This window comes from Bordetella sp. BOR01, assembly GCF_019218885.1.
GTDB lineage: Bacteria > Pseudomonadota > Gammaproteobacteria > Burkholderiales > Burkholderiaceae_B > Bordetella_A.
Genome location: NZ_JAHUWT010000001.1, coordinates 1,487,152 through 1,505,775, shown reverse-complemented (window position 1 = coordinate 1,505,775; position 18,624 = coordinate 1,487,152). Strand labels below are relative to the sequence as shown.

Annotated in this window: 19 protein-coding genes; 15 read left to right on the top strand and 4 right to left on the bottom strand. The window is 67.6% G+C overall.

Annotation, left to right across the window (positions count from 1 at the left end):
* The first annotated feature begins 143 nt into the window (after nucleotides 1-143).
* The 3 genes from KW845_RS07270 to KW845_RS07260 are packed head-to-tail and all read left to right on the top strand — an operon-like array spanning nucleotide 144 to nucleotide 2,559.
* Entirely contained in the window at nucleotides 144-926 is a 783-nt protein-coding gene (locus KW845_RS07270) for a YggS family pyridoxal phosphate-dependent enzyme (protein ID WP_218368459.1), read from the top strand.
* Nucleotides 923-1,762, top strand: a complete 840-nt coding sequence (gene pdxK, locus KW845_RS07265; RefSeq protein WP_218368458.1) for a pyridoxine/pyridoxal/pyridoxamine kinase — start codon at nucleotides 923-925, stop codon at nucleotides 1,760-1,762. Before KW845_RS07270 ends, pdxK begins: the two co-directional genes overlap by 4 nt.
* Nucleotides 1,763-1,764: 2 nt before the next feature.
* Nucleotides 1,765-2,559 (top strand): APH(3')-II family aminoglycoside O-phosphotransferase, encoded by a 795-nt coding sequence (locus tag KW845_RS07260; RefSeq protein ID WP_218368457.1) that lies wholly within the window; start codon nucleotides 1,765-1,767, stop codon nucleotides 2,557-2,559.
* A 33-nt stretch (nucleotides 2,560-2,592) separates the two neighbouring features.
* Here the strand turns inward: KW845_RS07260 and KW845_RS07255 are convergent, their stop codons facing one another.
* Nucleotides 2,593-3,489, bottom strand: a complete 897-nt coding sequence (locus KW845_RS07255; RefSeq protein ID WP_218368456.1) for a LysR family transcriptional regulator — start codon at nucleotides 3,487-3,489, stop codon at nucleotides 2,593-2,595.
* Between the two features lie 124 nt (nucleotides 3,490-3,613).
* Here KW845_RS07255 and KW845_RS07250 point away from each other — a divergent pair, with 124 nt between their 5' ends.
* The 7 genes from KW845_RS07250 to KW845_RS07220 all read left to right on the top strand — a co-directional run bounded on the left by KW845_RS07250 (nucleotide 3,614) and on the right by KW845_RS07220 (nucleotide 11,973).
* The gene (locus KW845_RS07250) at nucleotides 3,614-5,053 is read left to right on the top strand and encodes a CoA transferase (protein ID WP_218368455.1); all 1,440 of its coding nucleotides are present in this window, start codon (nucleotides 3,614-3,616) and stop codon (nucleotides 5,051-5,053) included.
* Between the two features lie 28 nt (nucleotides 5,054-5,081).
* Entirely contained in the window at nucleotides 5,082-6,062 is a 981-nt protein-coding gene (locus tag KW845_RS07245; protein WP_218368454.1) for a tripartite tricarboxylate transporter substrate binding protein, read from the top strand.
* A gap of 96 nt (nucleotides 6,063-6,158) precedes the next feature.
* Nucleotides 6,159-6,674, top strand: coding sequence for a sigma-70 family RNA polymerase sigma factor (locus KW845_RS07240; RefSeq protein WP_218368453.1), 516 nt, complete (start codon nucleotides 6,159-6,161; stop codon nucleotides 6,672-6,674).
* A complete protein-coding gene (locus KW845_RS07235; RefSeq protein WP_218368452.1) occupies nucleotides 6,671-7,624 on the top strand; it encodes a FecR domain-containing protein in 954 nt (317 codons plus the stop codon). Before KW845_RS07240 ends, KW845_RS07235 begins: the two co-directional genes overlap by 4 nt.
* Nucleotides 7,625-7,727: 103 nt before the next feature.
* Complete coding sequence (locus tag KW845_RS07230) at nucleotides 7,728-10,226, top strand: TonB-dependent siderophore receptor (RefSeq protein WP_255592416.1); 2,499 nt, start codon at nucleotides 7,728-7,730, stop codon at nucleotides 10,224-10,226.
* A complete protein-coding gene (locus tag KW845_RS07225) occupies nucleotides 10,220-10,495 on the top strand; it encodes an iron transporter (RefSeq protein ID WP_218368451.1) in 276 nt (91 codons plus the stop codon). The genes KW845_RS07230 and KW845_RS07225 overlap by 7 nt, the downstream gene beginning before the upstream one ends.
* On the top strand, nucleotides 10,492-11,973 hold the full coding sequence (locus tag KW845_RS07220) for a PepSY domain-containing protein (RefSeq protein ID WP_218368450.1): 1,482 nt from the start codon (nucleotides 10,492-10,494) through the stop codon (nucleotides 11,971-11,973). The genes KW845_RS07225 and KW845_RS07220 overlap by 4 nt, the downstream gene beginning before the upstream one ends.
* 20 nt (nucleotides 11,974-11,993) lie before the next feature.
* On the opposite strand, the gene KW845_RS07215 is transcribed toward KW845_RS07220, so the two are convergent.
* Both KW845_RS07215 and KW845_RS07210 read right to left on the bottom strand, forming a co-directional pair.
* A complete protein-coding gene (locus tag KW845_RS07215; RefSeq protein WP_255592415.1) occupies nucleotides 11,994-12,395 on the bottom strand; it encodes a VOC family protein in 402 nt (133 codons plus the stop codon).
* Between the two features lie 29 nt (nucleotides 12,396-12,424).
* On the bottom strand, nucleotides 12,425-12,622 hold the full coding sequence (locus KW845_RS07210; protein WP_218368448.1) for a hypothetical protein: 198 nt from the start codon (nucleotides 12,620-12,622) through the stop codon (nucleotides 12,425-12,427).
* A 504-nt stretch (nucleotides 12,623-13,126) separates the two neighbouring features.
* Here KW845_RS07210 and KW845_RS07205 point away from each other — a divergent pair.
* From KW845_RS07205 to KW845_RS07185, 5 genes are all read left to right on the top strand, one after another.
* The gene (locus tag KW845_RS07205) at nucleotides 13,127-15,004 is read left to right on the top strand and encodes an ABC transporter ATP-binding protein (RefSeq protein ID WP_218368447.1); all 1,878 of its coding nucleotides are present in this window, start codon (nucleotides 13,127-13,129) and stop codon (nucleotides 15,002-15,004) included.
* 10 nt (nucleotides 15,005-15,014) lie between these two features.
* A complete protein-coding gene (locus KW845_RS07200) occupies nucleotides 15,015-15,707 on the top strand; it encodes a YafY family protein (protein ID WP_218368446.1) in 693 nt (230 codons plus the stop codon).
* A 106-nt stretch (nucleotides 15,708-15,813) separates the two neighbouring features.
* The gene (locus KW845_RS07195) at nucleotides 15,814-16,185 is read left to right on the top strand and encodes a VOC family protein (protein WP_218368445.1); all 372 of its coding nucleotides are present in this window, start codon (nucleotides 15,814-15,816) and stop codon (nucleotides 16,183-16,185) included.
* A 115-nt stretch (nucleotides 16,186-16,300) separates the two neighbouring features.
* The gene (locus tag KW845_RS07190) at nucleotides 16,301-17,494 is read left to right on the top strand and encodes an MFS transporter (RefSeq protein WP_218368444.1); all 1,194 of its coding nucleotides are present in this window, start codon (nucleotides 16,301-16,303) and stop codon (nucleotides 17,492-17,494) included.
* Between the two features lie 138 nt (nucleotides 17,495-17,632).
* Nucleotides 17,633-17,965, top strand: coding sequence for a YegP family protein (locus KW845_RS07185; protein WP_218368652.1), 333 nt, complete (start codon nucleotides 17,633-17,635; stop codon nucleotides 17,963-17,965).
* A 51-nt stretch (nucleotides 17,966-18,016) separates the two neighbouring features.
* On the opposite strand, the gene KW845_RS07180 is transcribed toward KW845_RS07185, so the two are convergent.
* Nucleotides 18,017-18,490: a DUF2501 domain-containing protein gene (locus tag KW845_RS07180; RefSeq protein ID WP_218368443.1), complete on the bottom strand. Its 474-nt coding sequence runs from the start codon at nucleotides 18,488-18,490 to the stop codon at nucleotides 18,017-18,019.
* Between the last annotated feature and the right edge of the window lie 134 nt (nucleotides 18,491-18,624).

Genomic DNA, 18,624 nt, shown 5'->3' with positions numbered 1-18,624 from the left:
GTTCCACGCGAACCGCGGCACCATCGTAGCCGCTGCCCTGCAGGATATCAGCTTGCGTCCGGTGCCTCGACGTACGTGTCAAATTGCGGCATGCTGGCAAAATGCTCGCGCCAGCCTCGCGCCGACTATTCTTGAACCGCACGATGACCGATACCCCTGCTTATCCCCCCGCCACATCGGTGGACGACTTTCGTCGCAATCTTGCCCAAGTGCGCGACAACATGGCGGCAGCCTGCCGCCGCGCCGGCCGCGATCCCGCCGAAGTGCGCCTGCTGCCCGTCAGCAAGACCGTCGACGAAGCCCGCATCCGGCTAGCCTACCAGGCCGGCTGCCGCGAACTGGGCGAGAACAAGGTCCAGGAAGCCCATGCCAAATGGGAAGCCATGGCCGACCTTGCCGACTTGCGCTGGGCCGTCATCGGCCACCTGCAAACCAACAAGGCCAAGCTGGTGGCGCGCTTTGCCAGCGAATTCCAGGCGCTCGACAGCCTGCGCGTGGCCGAGGCGCTGGATCGCCGCCTGCAGGCCGAAGGCCGCGCGCTCGACGTCCTGGTGCAGATCAACACATCCGGCGAAGCCAGCAAGTTCGGGCTGGATCCCGGCCAGGCGGCCGCATTCGTGCGCGAACTGCCGGCCTTCGCCAGCCTGCGCGTGCGTGGGCTGATGACCCTGGCGCTGTTCTCGTCCGACCCCGCCCAGGTACGGCCCTGCTTCGTGCGGTTGCGCGAACTGCGCGAACGCCTGCGCCAGGAAGCGCCGGCCGGCATTGCCATCGACGAACTGTCGATGGGCATGTCGGGCGACTACGCCCTGGCCATCGAAGAAGGAGCCACCACGGTGCGCGTGGGCCAGGCCATCTTTGGCGCGCGCGCGCTGCCCGATAGCCACTACTGGCCCGGCCTGGCGCAGCCCGGTTCGCAGCCATGAACGCCGCAACCGCGCCGCAGCCGCTGCCCATCGACGTCATCTCGATCCAATCGCAGGTGGTGTATGGGCACGTGGGCAACAATGCCGCCGTGCCCACGCTGCAGGCCATGGGCTTGCGGGTGGCCGCGGTGCCCACGGTGCTGCTCAGCAACACGCCGCACTATCCCAGCGTGCATGGCGGCGCCATCGCATCCGATTGGTTCGCCGGCTACCTGCGCGACTTGATCGCGCGCGGCGCCGTGGCGCGCGCCCGGGCCGTACTGGTAGGCTTCCTGGCCGACCCCGGCCAGGCCGCGCTGGTGGCCGACTGGCTGGACCAGGCCACGCGCGCCAACCCGGGCCTGCGTGTCCATGTCGACCCAGTCATCGGCGACTTCGACCACGGCGTCTACACCGACCCGCGCCTGACCCAGGCCTGGCGCACCCAGTTGCTGCCACGCGCCTACGGACTGACCCCCAACCACTTCGAGCTGGAACGGCTTACCGGCGATACGCTGGCCACGCTGGACGAGGCCCAGGACGCGGCCGCGCGGCTACTGGACGGCGGTACCGAATGGGTGGTGGTGACCAGCGCCGCGCCGCAAGGCTGGCCGGCCGGGCAAATGCAGGTAGCGCTGGTCACGCGTACCCAGCGGCGTGTGTTCAGCCATCCGCATGTGCCATGCGCGGCCAAGGGCGTGGGCGATATGTTCGCCGCTCGGCTTGCCGGGCACCTGCTGGCCGGCAAGCCGATCGAAGCGGCCGTCGACCAGGCCTGCCAGCATGTGGTCGCCATACTGCGCGACACGGCGCAGCGCGGCTGGGAAGAGTTGGCCCTGCCGACGACGGCGCCATGACCATGCCTGTTCCAGACGGCCCGCCCGGCGTGCCGCCCGCCGCCTGGCACGCCAGGCTGGCGAGCTACGGCTGGACGGCGCAAACCATCGGCCGGTCCGGCGCCGCGGTGTTTCGCCTGACAGCACCTGGCCGCCCCGACCTGTTCATCAAGATCGAACCTCGCGGCCCCCTGGACGAACTGCGCGGCGAAGCACAACGGCTGCGTTGGCTCGCGGCGCATGGGCAGCCTTGCCCGCAGGTCATGGGCCAAGCCCGTACCCACAGTCACGACTGGCTGTTCATGCGCGCCATACCAGGCCTGGACCTGGCCTCATCACCTGCGCTGCCCCCGGCGCGCGTTGTCGCTATCGCCGCCTCGGCATTGCGCGCGCTGCATGGCCTGGACGTTGCCGATTGCCCTTTCGACCATCGTGCCGCGATTCGTATCGAGCACGCGCGGCAACGCGTACAGGCAGGCCGCGTCGATGCAGGCGATTTCGACGCCGAGCGCCTGGGCCAAAGCGCGGCGCAGGCATTCGCGGCCCTGCAAGAACAACGGCCAGCCCACGAAGACCTGGTCGTCACGCATGGCGATGCATGCCTGCCCAACCTGATGGCCAACGACAGCGGCTTTACCGGCTTCGTCGATTGCGGCCGCTTGGGCGTGGCCGACCGCCACCAGGACCTGGCGCTGGCCGCCTGGAGCATCCAGTACAACCTGGGCGCCGACTGGGTGCCGGCATTTCTTGATGCCTATGGCGGCAACATCGACCCCGCTCGGCTGGCGTTCTACCGCTTGCTCGACGAATTCTTCTGACGCAAGATCCGGGCGCCGGCATCGCGCCGCGCCTTACCCTGCCTGCGCGCGGGCCACTTTCAAGAACGATGCCAGCGCGGGATTGTCATCGCCCTTGCGCCAGGCCACCGAGATCTCCTGGTTCAGGAACCGGCTGCGGTCGGCCAGGGGCAGGTACTGCACCTTGGGATGCATCAGCGAGGCCAGGTTGCTGGGCACCAGCGCCACCGACAAGCCCGCCGCCACCAGGCAGATGACGCCGCCCACCTGCGAGCATTCCTGCTCGATATCCGGATAGAAGCCCGCCGCGTTGCAGGCCGAGATCAACTGCGCGTGGGCGGCCGGCACCTTCTCGCGCGAGAAGGCCACGAACGACTCGCCCGCCAACTGCTTCAAGGCGATGCTGGACTGCCCGGCCAGGGCGTGCGTCCTGGGCAGCGCCACCATCAGCCGGTCGCGCTTGTACAGGCGGGTTTCGATCAACGCGGCCTCTTGCGGCAAGGGCGTGCGCAGCAGGCCCAGGTCCAGGCCGCGGCCCTTCAGTTGTTCAAGCTGGTCTTTGGTGGTCATCTCGACCACGCGCAGCCGTACGTGCGGGTACTGCCGCCGGAAGTGATTGATGAGTTCGGGCATGAAGCCATAGCCCGCGCTGCCGATGAAGCCCAGCGACAGTTGGCCGGTTTCGCCGTTGCGGGCATGCTGCGTGCGTTCGATCGCCACGCGCTCGTACTTCAGCCACTGATAGGCCTCTTCCAGGAAGATCTTGCCGGCGGGGGTAAGCGATACCGTGCGCTTGTTGCGCAGGAACAGCGGCGTGCCCACGTGCGCCTCGAGCTTCTGGATGGCCTGGCTGAGCGGCGACTGCGCGATACCCACGCGAGCCGCGGCGCGGCCGTAGTGCAGTTCTTCGGCAACTGCAATGAATTGCCGGAGCAGGCGGCTGTTCAGCATGAGACATTTTTTATCTTACAGAGTGGCAAATTATATGTTGGACGCGGATTTTTGCCGCGGCTAGACTTCTCTGCCTGGGAGCGGCCCGGCGCCGGCAAACCGCCCCACGCTTCTGGAGTCGCGCATGGATCAGGATCACGCAGCATCTTCGGCCGACCAGGCCCACCAGGCGATAACCGCCTTGCTCGGCGCGCAGTCGGCCTGGCATGAACCCACCGGCCAGCGCCTGCACTTCCACGGCGCCGCGCCGCCATTCGATTCGCCGCACAAACTGACCGTGGCGGCCGCCAGCGCCGTCGGCGCCTACGCCCTGGCCACCGAGCGCTGGTGGCACCTGGCCACCGGCCAGCGCCAGCATGTCGCCATCGACTGGATGCAGGCGGCCAGTTCGCTGAACCCGGGCCATTTCCAGAAGCAAAGCGGCTATGTCCTGCCTGCCCTGTCGCTGCTGACCGAATTGAAGGCCGACTTCTATCAAACGGCGGACGGACGCTGGTTCTTTCCCATCGGCTCGTACCCGCATCTGCGCGACGGCGTGCTGGACCTGCTGCAATGCCCCAACAACGCCGCCGCACTGGGCGCTGCCATCGGCCGCTGGAACAGCCTGGAACTCGAAGAAGCCTTTGCCACGTACAAGCTGCCGGGCGCGTTTGCGCGTACGCAAGAGGAATGGCTGGCACATCCGCAGGGCCGCATGCTGGCCGAACTGCCGGCCATCGACATCCGCAAGATCGACGACAGCGAACCCGAGCCGGCCCTGGCCGGACAGCGTCCGCTGGACCGCTTGCGCGTGCTGGACCTGGGCCACGTGATCGCCGGCCCGGTCGTGGCCCGCACGCTGGCCGAGCATGGCGCGGACGTGCTGCGCGTGACCTCGCCCACGCTGCAGGACCCGTTTCGCCAGACTGTCGATACCAATATCGGCAAGCGCTCGGCCTTCCTGGACCTGGACCGCGCCGTCGATTGCCAGCAGGCCCGCGAACTGATGGCCGGCGCCGACGTGGTGGTGCAATCGTGGCGGCCCGGCAGCCTGGCGCGGCGCGGCTTCGGTCCGCAAGAAGCCGCGGCCATCCGGCCGGGCGTGGTGTACGTATCGGTCACGGCCTATGGCGACGAGGGCCCCTGGGCCACGCGCGGCGGGTTCGAGCAGTTGGGCCAGACCGTCAGCGGCATTGCGATGCGCGAAGGCGGCAAGGGCCGTCCCCGGGTGGTGCCCACCTACCTGCTCAACGACTACCTGACCGGCTACCTGGGCGCGGCCGGCGCCATGCTGGCGCTGATCCGGCGCGCCCGGGAAGGAGGCAGCTATCACGTCAGGGTATCGCTGGCGCGCACCTCGATGTGGGTGCAAGGCCTGGGCTTGGAACCCGGCTTCGACGCCGACCCGCAACGTCCGCGCCGCCATTTCGCGCAAGGCCTGACACCCACGCTGGAAACCCGCCAGTCGGCCTATGGCCCGCTGGAACAACTGCCGCCGGTCGCGCAGTTCTCGCGCACCCCGGCCCATTGGGATTTGCCACCCGCCCCCAACGGTGCCCATCCGGCGGCCTGGCATCCCTGTTGATTGCTGTGCCCCAGGAGGAGACCCCACCATGACGAAAAAAACCACCATCGCAGCGGCCCTGGCCGGGCTGCTGGCCGGCATGCCCTGCGCGCAGGCCGCCGACGCGTATCCCGACAAGGCCATCACGCTCATCATCGGCTTCGCGCCGGGCGGCCCCACCGATGCCATCGGCCGGGTGCTGTTCAAGAAGGTGTCCGAAGAACTGAAGATACCCATCGTCATCGAGAACCGGCCCGGCGCCGGCGGCAATATCGGTGCGCAGGAACTGCTGCGCGCCAAGCCGGACGGCTATACGCTGATGTACGGCACATCGTCGATCACGACCGCGCCCGCGCTGTTCGACCGCAAGGACCTGAACCCCAAGACCGCCTTCGTGGCGGCGGGGTGCTCGGTAGCCGTGCCGCTGATCCTGCTGACATCGAAGAAGCTGGCGGCCGCCGATGCCCAGGATTTCTATCGGCAGGTGAAGGCGCAACCCGGCAAGTACTTCATGGGCTCGTCGGGCAATGGCTCGATCGACCACCTGGTGGCCATGGACATCGCCGCCAAGCTCGGCCTGGAGTTCCAGCACGTGCCCTATAAAGGCAATGGGCCGGCGCTGACCGACCTGGCCGGCGGCAACACCAGCTTCATGTATTCGGGCTCGTTCAACAGTGCCATGCCGTTCATCAAGAGCGGCCAGGTCAAGGCGCTGGCGGTCACGTCGCGCGAACGCTCGGCCGCCCTGCCCGATGTGCCGGCGCTGTCGGAAAGCGTGGCGGGCCTCAAGGACTACGATGCCGGCACCTGGCAGGTGCTGCTGGCGCCCAAGGGCACCCCGGCACCCATCCTGGAAAAACTGAACACCGCGCTGCAGGCCGCCATGAAAGACGCCACCGTGCTCGAGAGCCTGCGTTTCCAGGGTGCCGAAGTCATGGACAAGACGCCGGCGCAATGCCAGGACTTTATCGACGGCGAATATGATCGCTGGTCTTCCACCATCGACCGGCTGGGGCTCAAGGCGCAATAACAACAAAAGCGGCGGGCGGGCAGCCCGCCGTTGCGGTCCGGCGGGTTTTCTGGCGATAATTGAGATTAATTCCTATTACAAATTATCGCCGCCCGCATGCCCTCCCCCGATCCAACGCCGTCCTTGGTCGTTGCCCAGTTGTACGACGCGCATCATGGCTGGCTTTCCAGCTGGCTGCGCAAGCGCCTGGCCAACAGCGCCGACGCCGCCGACCTGGCGCAGGATGCGTTCGCGGGCATTCTGGTGGCATGCCGGCGGCACGCCCTGCCCGACCTGCGCGAGCCTCGCGCCTACCTGACCACCATCGCCAAGCGCCTGGTGGTGGATCTGTACCGCCGCCACGCGCTTGAGCGCGCCTACCTGGACGCCCTGGCCCAAGTGCCGGATGCCCATGCGCCGTCGGAAGAACAGCGCCTGATCATTCTGCAGAGCCTGCAAGAGATCGATGCCTTGCTCGACGCCCTGCCCGCCAAGGTGCGCGGCGCCTTCTTGCTATCGCAACTGGATGGCCTGACGTATGAGCAGATTGCCGCCCATATGGAAATCAGCGTACGCACGGTCAAGCGCTACATGGCCGAGGCATTTCGCCACTGCATCCTGGCCGCACCATGAGTTCTCCGCAGTCATCCGCCATCGACCCGGGCATCGCCGCGGAAGCGGCCGACTGGCTGGTACTGATGCACTCGGGCAACTGTTCGCCGCAAGACCATCAAGCCTGTGAGCGGTGGCGCCAGCGCAGTACCGAACACGAACGCGCCTGGCGCCGCGCGCAGGATGTCCTGTCCAAGCTGGGCGGCCTGCCGCCGGGGCTGGGCCGGGCCGCGCTGGACCGCGACGTACGGCATGACCGCCGCGCGGCCCTGCGCGTATTGGCCGGCCTGGCCATCGCGGCACCGTCCGGTTGGCTGGCCTGGCGCGTGGCGCCATGGCAAAACTGGATCGCCGACCGCGCCACCGGCGTGGGCGAGCAGCGCCGCGTCGACTTGCCCGACGGCAGCCTGGTCACCCTGAATACCGCCAGTGCGGTAGACATTTCGTTCACCAGCACCCTGCGGCAGATCGTGCTGCGCGCCGGCGAAATCCTGGTGGAGTCGGCCCACGCCAGCCCGCTGCCCTTGCTGGTGCAAACCGCTCAAGGCAGCGTGCAGGCTGGCCAGACGCGCTTCACGGTGCGGCAGTTCGACGACCGCAGCGAGGTGTCGGTGATCGATGGCCGTGTCGGTGTCCAGCCGGCGGCGGGCACCGGGCTGGACCTGGCCGCGGGCCACGCCGCGTATTTCTGGCGCGACACGGTGGGCCCCGCTCGGCCGCTACGATATCCGCCGCAAGCCTGGACGCAGGGCATCCTGTATGCCGATGCGTTGTCGCTGGCCGATTTCGCCGCCGAGATCAACCGCTACCGGCCGGGCATCGTGCGTTGCGAACCGGAGATCGCCGACCTGCATGTCTCGGGCGCATTCCAATTGAGCAATACCGATACCGCGCTGCACGCGGTAACACGCAGCCTGCCCGTGCAAGTGGTCTACCGGACGCGCTACTGGGTGACGCTGGCGGCGGCTTGAACCCGGCCCGACGCCGCGCCCGCGCGCCGTTACACTTTTTCTTGTCCCCTTTTCGCGTTTCGCACGACAAACCCGGCAGATCCCCAACCCGGACGCTGCCAGGATGACCCGACTTCGCCCTTTCCCGACTCGCGCGCGCATCGCGCCGACCGCCCGCCGCGTGGGTGCCCTGACCGCCCTGTCGGTCGCCATGGCCCTGTCGGCAGCCGCGCCTGGCGCCCATGCGCAGGCCGCCGCCCAGGCGCAATCCACGGCGCAGCAATTCAACATACCGGCCGGCCCGCTGGGCACGGTGCTGGCCACCTTCGCCGGCACGGCGGGCATCAACCTGTCGTTCGACCCCGCGCTTACCGAAGGCCAGCAGTCGCGGGGCCTGCAAGGGCGCTGGACGGTAGACCAGGGGCTGGGCCGGCTGCTGGCCGGCACCGGGCTCATGCCGGTGCGTGCCAGCGGCGATGTCTATACCTTGCGGCGCACGCCCGGCGGCGCGGCTGCGGTACTGCCCGCGGTCACTGTGGAAGGCGCGCGCGAATCGGCCACGGGACCGGTGCTGGGCTTTGTTGCGCGGCGCAGCGCCACCGGCACCAAGACCGACACCCCGCTGATCGAAGTCCCGCAGACGGTAAACGTGGTCACACGCGACGAAATCACCGTGCGCGGATCCCGCACCATCGTGGAGGCGTTGTCATACACTCCGGGCCTGTATTCCCCCGGCGGCAGTGCCGACCTGCGCTACGACAACATCTACCTGCGCGGCGGATATGCCGCGCGCAGCAATCTGGATGGTTCGCGCCTGCCGTACGGCGCATACAGCTTCGGCATGCTGCAGATCGAGCCCTACGGATTGGAACGGGTGGAAGTGCTGAAGGGGCCGTCATCAGTGCTGTATGGGCAGAACACGCCGGGCGGCCTGATCAATATGGTCAGCAAGCTGCCCACCGATACCCCGCAGCGCGAAGTCGCGCTGCAGACTGGCAGCTATGGCCGCGCGCAAGCCGCGGTGGACCTGAGCGGCCCGGTAGACGAGGCAGGCCAGTGGAACTATCGCCTGACCGCGCTGCAACGCGACGCATCGCAATCGCCGCGCTACGGCCAAGACGACCGCACCTTCGCGGCGCCGGCCCTGACCTTCAGGCCATCGGCCGCCACGTCGCTGACGCTGCTGGGTTTCTACCAGAAAGACCGCCAGGTGCCGCTGTATGGCAACCTGCCCGCCGCGGGCACGCTGCACGACAACCCCAACGGCAGAATCCCGCGCCACCGCTTCACCGGCGAACGGGACTGGGACCGCTACAACCGCGAACAGTATTCGGTGGGCTATCTGTTCAGCCACCAAGCCAACGAGACCTGGACCTTCAAGCAGAACCTGCGCTACAACCACATGCGCGCCGAAGCCCGCTCCATGCCGGGCTATATGCTGAACCCGGTCGACATGCGGACGTGGTCGCGCACGATGTCGCGCGGCCGCGGCACCGGCTCGACGGTCACGGTCGACACGCAAGCGCTGGCGCGCTTCGACACCGGCCCGGTACGCCACGAAGCCTTGCTGGGCTTCGACTACCTGAACATGCGCGACACCTATCGGTTCGCCAACGTCATTGCCGGCGTGCCGCCGCTGGATCTGTATGACCCGGTATATGGGCTGCCCCTGCCCGGCATCGACGACCTGACCCCGCGCATCGATGCCCGCCAGAACAGCGAACAGTACGGCTTCTACGCGCAAGATCAACTGCGCTATGACAACTGGCTGCTGACGCTGGGCGGCCGCTACGACATTGCCGACAGCAGTACCCGCAACCTGCTGGCCTCGCAGAAAGTCGTGCAGCGCGACAACGCCTTCACCGGCCGCGCCGGCCTGACCTACCTGTTCGACAACGGCTGGGCGCCCTACATGTCGTACTCGACCTCGTTCGCTCCCACCGCCGGCACCGATTTCGAAGGCAACCCGTTCGAAGCCAGCAAGGGCCGGCAGATCGAGGCCGGCGTGAAGTACCAGCCGCCAGGCAGCGACAGCATGATTACGCTGTCGGTGTACCAACTGACGCAGACCAACGTGCTGAGCGCCGACACGACGCCCGGCCGGCCGCCCGGCTTCCAGAACCAGACCGGCGAAACACGGGCGCGCGGCATCGAGCTGGAAGGCAAGGCCAGCCTGGCCCGCGGCCTGGACATGATCGCCTCGTATTCATATGTGGACTCGGTCGTCACCCGCAGCGACAACACCGACCTGGTCAATGGCGCACCCGAATCGCGGCAAGGCAAGAAACAGTACTACGCACCGCGCCACCAGGCGGCCGCCTGGTTGAACTACACCGTGCAAAGCGGCGCGCTGCAAGGCCTGGGGCTGGGTGCCGGCGTGCGCTACGTGGGCGCGGACTGGGGCGATCCGGCCAACACGCTGCGCATTCCGGCCGCCACCCTGGTCGATGCGGCGCTGTCGTATGACTTCGGCCGCGCCCATCCATCGCTGGGCGGGTTGAGCATAGTGTTGAACGCCAGCAACTTGTTCGATCGCCGCTACGTGGGCACGTGCGTTACCGACACCGCGTGCACGTACGGCGCCGGCCGCATGCTGTACGCCACCCTGCGCTACACATGGTGAAGCGTCGCGCGCCGATCGGCCAGGTGCTGTCGCGTACCGCGGCGGCGGCCATCGGCGGATACGCGCTGGCCTACACGTTCACGGCCGCCGCGGCCCTGCTGCCGCTGCACCCGGCCGATGCCGTGTTCTACCCCAGCCTGCTGTCGATTGTCCTGTATGTGGCGGTAGCCATATGGGCCTTTGCCGCGCGCAGCGGCGCGCGGGTCTGGGCGCTTATCGTGGCCGCCTGCCTGGCCTGCATGCTGGCGCGGCTGGGGCTGCAGGCATGATCGGCAGCCTGCGCCAATCGATGGCATGGCTGCATACCTGGGCGGGGCTGCTGTTCGGCTGGCTGTTGTATGCGGTGTTCTTGACCGGCGCCCTGACGGTATTCGCGGCCGAACTGACGCGCTGGATGACGCCCGAGACGCTGGCGGCCCGCCCAGCCGATCGCGCGCAGGCCCTGCGCGCGGCGCAAGACTGGTTGACACGGCACGCGCCCGCTGGCGCGCAAGGCTGGCAGATCGAACTGCCCGACGCACGCAATCCTGCCTTGCGGGTGGCCTGGCAGCAGCCGGGCGACAGCGGAGCGGCCTTGCTGGACCCGGCCAGCGGCCAGGCCCTGGCGCCACGCGACACCGAAGGCGGGGAATTCCTGATCGAATTCCACTACAGCCTGCACGCGGGCTTGCCGGGCATCCTGCTGGTGGGGCTGGCCAGCCTGGTCATGATGGTGACGCTCGTCAGCGGACTGATCGTGCATCGCCGCCTGCTCGCCGACTTCTTCACCTTCCGCCCGCGCGCCTCGCCCGGCCGGTCCTGGCTGGACGCGCACAACGTGCTGGGCGTGCTGCCGCTGCCGTTTCACCTGATGATCACGTGCACGGCGCTGTCGACGCTATTGCTGACCTATCTGCCGGCCGGCATCGACAGCCGCTACGGCGGCGACCCGGGCGAGTTCGTGGCCCAGGCCTTCCCTGCGCCCGCCACGTCGACGGGTGACGGCCAACCCGCGGCCACCCTGCCGTTGATTGACGCGGTGACGCGCGCCGAAGCGCACCTGGGCCGGCACAAGGCCGCCATGGTGCTGGTGCGCCAGCCGAACCGTACCGATACGGTGGTGGATGTACTGCGCGCCTACGATGACCGTTTCATGGCGTTTCCCGATCGCGTCAGCCTGAATGGCGCGACGGGTGACGTGCTGCAGGTGTCGGACCAGTACCGCGCTTCGCTGACGCTGGTGCGCACCCTGGGCGGCCTGCATTACGGCCGCTACGCGCAACCGCTGCTGCGCTGGATGTACTTCCTGCTGGGCGCCGCCGGCGCGGCCATGATTGCCACCGGCCTGCTGCTGTACACCGTGCGCCGAAGCGAGCGCCCCTCGCGTTTCGATCGCCTGGCGGCCCGCATGAATATCGCCATGATTGCCGGGCCGCTCTATGCCTGCGCCGGCTATTTGCTGGCCAACCGCCTGTACTGGCCCCAGTCGCCCGGATTGCATGAACGCGAAGTGGCCGTCTTCTTCGCGCTGTGGGGCCTGTCGGCCCTGCACGCCGCGCTGCGCCCGCCTGCCCGCCTGTGGCGCGAACAATGGCTGGGCCTGGCGGCGCTGCTGCTGGCCATACCCGTGGCCGACGCCTGGACGCTGGCGGCGGCAGGCAGCCTGCCGGCCGCGACAGCCACCGTGGTGTATCCCGCCATGTGGGTGGCGTGCGGCCTTGCCGCAGCCCTGTGCATGCGCGCCGCGCGGCCGCCGCGCAAGGCCTGACACACGCGTCTCTGGCCGCGCTATGCGCCTTTGGCGGCACAGACGAAGGCGATTTTGTTGCCTTCCGGGTCGCGGCAATAGGCGGCGTAGAAATCCGGCGCATACCAGGTGCGCAGGCCCGGCTGCCCTTCGTCGCGGCCGCCCGCCTCCACTGCCAGGGTCCAGCAGCGGTCGACAATGCCGCACGACGCGGCCTCGAAGCTGACCTGCGTACCGTTGCCCCAGGTCGCCGGCAGGCCATTGAACGGCGGAGCCACCACGAAAGACGGCCAGCGCAGCGTGGGCGGGTGCCAGATCACGCCGGCCGGCCCGGCATTCTCGATTTCATTCTGGCGTACCAGGCCCAGCGGGGCCAGCACGGCATCATAGAACGCCACCAGGCGCGGCCAGTCGCGCACGCCGATCTGAATGTGGGTATACATGGCAAGACTCCCTGTTGCCGGCATCACACCTAGGCGGGTTGGCCGCGTGCCTGCTTGATCAGGATATCGGCTTGCTGCCGCATGTCGTCTTCCACGCGGCGCAACGCCGTCCATTCTTCGAACCTGTCCGGTTCGAGGACGTTGTTCGCTTCGTAGAAATCCATTACCGCGGTATGGGCTTCGTGCCACAAACGCATGGCGGCTTGCACATCATTGATGTCGGGCATGGCGAGCTCCTGAACAAGACCATGAAGGCGGCCCGCGCAAGTAGCGTTCCCATGCGGATGCGCGCGGCGCATGGCAATGCGAACTGCATGCCCTGAGTAATTCTTACCGGCCGAGCGAAGTCCGCCAGCGCGCTTGTCGCTTTTTCATACAACAGATATTGCCAATGTCAAGATCGACCTGATAAGATTGCCGCCTCGGGTATTTACCTACCCACCTCTTCCATCTTCTTCACATCCACCAGGGAGGCGTTCGATGTCCGTAGTCCGCACCGCTATCCCCAGCGTGGCCTCGCGACACTTTTAAGTCGTCGCTGGCGCTGGGCCGCCCGCCAGCCGTTGGTCGCTACTGACTCGACGCTGGCACGTAAGCACGCGCTTACGGCGGCCTCTCGCCCGTTCCAGGCACTTTGGTTTTGCATGCCGGCTGATCGCCGGCACGCGCAGTGGCCTGTTCCTTTTGCTTCCGACTGAAGTCCCGGCGCCTACCGCGCCGGGCCGTGATAAATGGCTCGAAGAAAAATCGACTTGCGCGGACAGGCCTTCAAGGATGTCCTGGGCTTTACCTTCCGGCACTGGGGCGAACAACCCTGGCGCATTTTCTTGATCGTGATGCTGGTGCTGCTGTCGGCCGTGGCCGATGTGCTGACGCCCTTGTTCGCCGGCCGCCTGATCGATGCCGTGGCGTCCGGCGTGGCCAGCGGCCCGGCCGCCTGGGACATGGCTGCCGCCTCGTTCTGGACGCTGGCGGCGCTGGGACTGGCCAGCACCATCTTGCTGCAGATGGTGTACTTCAACATCATCGCACTGACGCTCAAGATGATGAGCGCCATTGCGGCGCGGACATTCCACCGCGTGCAGCGCTTGTCGACCGATTGGCATGCCAACAGCTTCGCGGGCTCGACGGTGCGCAAGATCACGCGCGGCATGTGGGCGCTGGACCTGCTCAACGACACGCTGCTGGTGGCGCTGCTGCCTTCGGTGGCCATGCTGGTGGGCGCGACCGTGGTGCTGGGCTGGCACTGGCCCGTGCTGGGCGCCGTGGTGGGCGTGGGCTCGCTGCTGTATGTGCTGGTGACGGCAGCGCTGTCGCTGGGCTTCGTGGCGCCGGCAGCGCGCCTGGGCAACGCCTGGGACACCCGGCTGGGTGGCGTGCTGGCCGACGCCATCACCTGCAACCCGGTGGTCAAGGCCTTCGGCGCCGAACAGCGCGAGGAAGACCGGCTTGGGCTGATACTGGGCAAATGGCGGCACCGCACCCGCCGCGGCTGGGTGCGCGGCTCGATCAACGGCGGCGTGCAGGGCGTCATGCTGGCGGCCATGCAGGCAGCCATCCTGGGCTCGGCGCTGCTGCTGTGGACGCGCGGCCAGGCCAGCGTGGGCGACGTCACGTTCGCGCTGACCATGTTCTTCATCCTGCAAGGCTACCTGCGCGATATCGGCATGCACATCCGCAACCTGCAGCGTTCGGTCAACGACATGGAAGAACTGGTGTCGCTGCATGCCCAGCCCCTGGGCGTGGACGACACGCCCGGCGCGCAACCCATTGCGATCGGCCGGGGCGAGATCTGCTTCGAGCACGTGACCTTCCGCTACGGCGCCCACGCCACGCCGTTGTACGATGACTTCTCGGTTCGCATCGCGCCGGGCGAACGCGTGGGATTGGTGGGGCATTCGGGATCAGGCAAGACCACGTTCATCAAGCTGATCCAGCGCCTGTACGACATCAATGCGGGGCGCATCGCCATCGACGGGCAGGACATCGCCCATGTGCAGCAAGGCTCGCTGCGCAGCCAGATCGCCATCGTGCAGCAAGAACCCGTGCTGTTTCACCGCACGCTGGCCGAGAACATCGCCTATGGGCGGCCGGGCGCCAGCCGCGCCCAGATCGAACAGGCGGCGCGCCTGGCCAGCGCCCACGATTTCATCATGGCCTTGCCCAAGGGCTATGAAACGCTGGTGGGCGAGCGCGGCGTGAAATTGTCGGGGGGCGAGCGGCAGCGGGTAGCCATTGCGCGGGCCTTCCTGGCCGATGCGCCGGTGCTGATCCTGGACGAAGCCACCTCCAGCCTGGACAGCGAGAGCGAAGCCCTGATCCAGCAGGCCATGGAACGCCTGATGGCCGGGCGCACCACGCTGGTGGTGGCGCACCGCCTGTCGACGGTGCGCGCCATGGACCGGCTGCTGGTGCTCGACAAGGGCCGCATCGCCGAAGAAGGCAGCCACGAGACCCTGGTGCGGCGCGAAGGCGGGCTGTACCGCCGCCTGCTCGAGCGCCAGGCGCTGGACCTGACGCAGGGCCTGGAACTGCCCGTGGCGCCGCGGCGGCGCACGGCGCCCGACCGCAGCGATGCCGACGACGAAGCCGTGCTGGCACAAGGCTGAGGAACCCGTCATGGCCCGTACCCAACGCCTGTTTGCCCTGATCCAGTTGCTGCGCGGCCATCGCTACCCCGTCGCGGGGGCCGAGCTTGCCAGCGAGCTGGGCGTCAGCCTGCGCACGCTGTACCGCGACATTGCCACCCTGCAGGAACAGGGCGCGCAGATCGACGCCGAACCGGGCCGCGGCTACTTGCTGCGGCCCGGTTTCGCGTTGCCGTCGCTGATGTTCTCTGAAGACGAGATCGAGGCCCTGGTGCTGGGTTCGCGCTGGGTGGCCGACCGCGGCGGCGACGCCCGCCTGAGCGGAGCGGCATGCAGCGCGCTGGCCAAGATCGCCGCCGTGCTGCCGCACGAACTGCGCATGCTGGTGGATGCCGATACGCTGCTGGTGGGCGCCGAGTCGACGGTGCCGATCGATGGCGCGGTGCTGCCCGCGCTGCGCCAGGCCATCCGCGCCGAGCACAAGATCGACATCGTCTACCACGACCTGCAGGACATCCAGTCGGCCCGCACCATCTGGCCGTTCGCGCTGGCGTGCTTCGACCATGTATGGCTGGTGGTGGCCTGGTGCGAATTGCGCCAGGCGTTTCGCCATTTCCGGGCCGACCGCATTGCCAGCCTGACGGTGTCGAAGCAGTGTTATCCACGCAAGCGCCAGGTGCTGATGCAAGCCTGGCGGGCCATGCGTATCATGGCGCCGCCTTAGCGCCCTTGGCCACTGACAGTTTCTGACAGCATGCATCTTTACGATGCGTCTGCTGGCGTCGCTAGCAAGGCGCCCGCCGATGCCATCGCCAATGCGGAGCATTCCCATGACCGATCCCAATTTGATCATCCTGTATGTCGACAGCCCGGACCGCAGTGCCCGGTTCTACACGGATCTGCTGCACAAGCAGCCAATACACGCCACGCCCAGCTTCACCAAGTTCAAGCTGGACTCCGGCCTGATGCTGGGCTTGTGGGCCCGCCAGACCGTCACCCCGCGGGCGATATCGGCCGGGCGCGGCGGCGAGCTGGCCATTCCGGTGGCCAGCCGTGAAGCCGTCCTGGCACTGCACGCCGACTGGACCGAGCGCGGCATTCCCATTGCCCAGCCCCCCACCGACCTGGATATCGGGCATACCTTCGTCGGACTCGACCCCGACGGCCACCGGCTGCGCGTGTTCGCCCGCAAGCAGGACTGACCGCCGCAACCTGCCACGCCGCCGTGCTGTCACAGAGGGCGGCTACAATGCCTTGCTTGCCGCCCGCGGGTCGTTCCACCCGCGGGTCATTCAACCTCCGCCTGATCTGATTCCCATGACTTCCGCTGTTTCCGGGCACCGTTCGCCCGGCCTGGTGCTGTTTGCGCTGGCCGTCGGTGCCTTCGCCATTGGTACCACCGAATTCGCCACGATGAGCCTGCTGCCGTATTTCGCGCACAGCCTGCACATCGATGCCCCTACCGCCGGCCACGTCATCAGCGCCTATGCACTGGGCGTGGTGGTGGGCGCCCCCCTGATCACCGTGGCGGCCGCGCGCCTGCCGCGCCGGGCCCTGCTGATCCTGCTGATGACGCTGTTCGCGCTGTTCAACGGCTTGTGCGCCTTCGCCCCCAGCTATGAATGGATGATGGTGCTGCGCTTTCTCAGCGGCCTGCCGCACGGCGCGTATTTCGGCATTGCATCGCTGGTGGCCGTATCGCTGGTTCCCGAGCACCGCCGCACCCAGGCGGTGGGCCGCATGTTCCTGGGCCTGACGGTAGCCACCATCATCGGCGTGCCGCTGGCCAACTGGCTGGGACACGCCGTAGGCTGGCGCTGGGGCTTTGCCCTGGTGGCCGCCGCCGGACTGCTTACCGTGGCGCTGGTGGCCATGTTCGCGCCCGCCACCCCGGCCGACCCGCATGCCAGCCCGCTGCGCGAACTGGGCGCGCTGCGGCGCCCGCAAGTGTGGATCACGCTGGGCATCGGCGCCATCGGCTTTGGCGGCCTGTTCGCCGTGTATACCTACCTGGCCGACATCCTGATGACGGTCACCGGCGTGGCGCCCGCCACGGTGCCGCTGGTGCTGGGCGTGTTCGGCATCGGCATGACCATCGGCAACCTGGTGATTCCCAAGTTCGCCGACCGTGCCCTGATGCCCACCGCCGGCGGCTTGCTGCTGTTCAGCGCCGCGGCGCTGGCGCTGTTCACCTTCAGCATCGGCAATGTCTGGGCCATTACGGTGGCCGTGTTCCTGGTGGGCATGGGCGGCGCGCTTGGCACCGTGCTGCAGACGCGCCTGATGGACGTGGCCGACGACGCCCAGGGCCTGGCCGCCGCCCTGAACCATTCCGCTTTCAATACGGCCAACGCGCTGGGGCCCTGGCTGGGCGGCCTGGCGCTGGCCCACGGCCATGGCTGGCGTTCGCCGGGCTGGGTCGGCGCCTTGCTGGCATTGGGCGGCTTCGTACTGTGGCTGCTGTCGGTAGCGCTGGACCGGCAGCGCCGCCCGCTGAGCCAGCCGGCCTGAGCCTGCGCATTCATGGCACCGGCCTCACAAACCTAGGCAAAACCGGCTGCATTACCTATGATCGGGAAACCCCTGGCTGACGGGCACCGCTCCAGGGGCGTCGTTCCGCCCATCGCTTCAATCCAAGGAGTCCACATCATGGCAGGTTGGTTTGAATTGAAAAAAGCAAGCAACGGACAATTCCACTTTGCCCTGAAAGCCGGCAATGCGGAAACCATCCTGACGAGCGAGATGTATGCCGCCAAGGCCTCGGCCGAGAATGGTATCGCGTCGGTACAGAAAAACAGCGGCGATGCGTCCCGCTACAACTCGGCCACCGCCTCGAACGGCAAGTTCTATTTCACCCTGCGCGCCGCCAACAACCAGATCATCGGCAACAGCCAGATGTACGGCACCGAGGCCGCGCGCGATAACGGTATCGAATCCGTCAAGCAGAATGGCGCGACGCAGGATATCCGGGATAACAGTTAGGTCCCTCACCCTGGCCGCGCCAGGCGGCCAGGGTGGCCATTCAGGCATGGCCTACAAGAATGACTTGCCTTGCTCCAGCACCTGGTCGCAGGCCTTGCGGGTGATTTCTTCTTTCAGGCCGCCGCCGCTCAGGTCCACTGACTTGCCGTCGCCGCCCTTCAAGACGCCTTCCGCGCCCGCGGCGTAGCCTGGGTCGGACTCGGCTTGCCCCGACCCGCCCACTTTGCCCATCAATTGGTCTTTCACCGACTGGGCATCGCCGCCGCTGAGGTAGTTGTTCTTGATGCAGAATTCCAGCACGCCGGCCGCATTGCCGGCGCTGCCCGCGCTAAGCGACGACGGCAAGCCGCCACCACCCAGGCCCAGGCCCTGTGCCGCACCGGCGGCCGCACCGCCTTGCTCTGCGCCGCCACCCCCAAGCTGGCCTTTGACGGTATCGAGCAGTTGCGCGTGCGCGCCTGCCGCGATGCACTGCGCCGCCACGATGGCGGCCGCGCCGATGACATGCCGATAATGGAATTTCATTGCGTGCTCCCTAGGCTGAGACAACCGCAACCATCCTAGGGCTCCGCATGCCCCATCACAAGGCGCGCGGCGCACGCGGCTTACGCCGAATGCGACAAATTATGAAGAAATCGCCCAGCCCCGCCCGCGAGCCG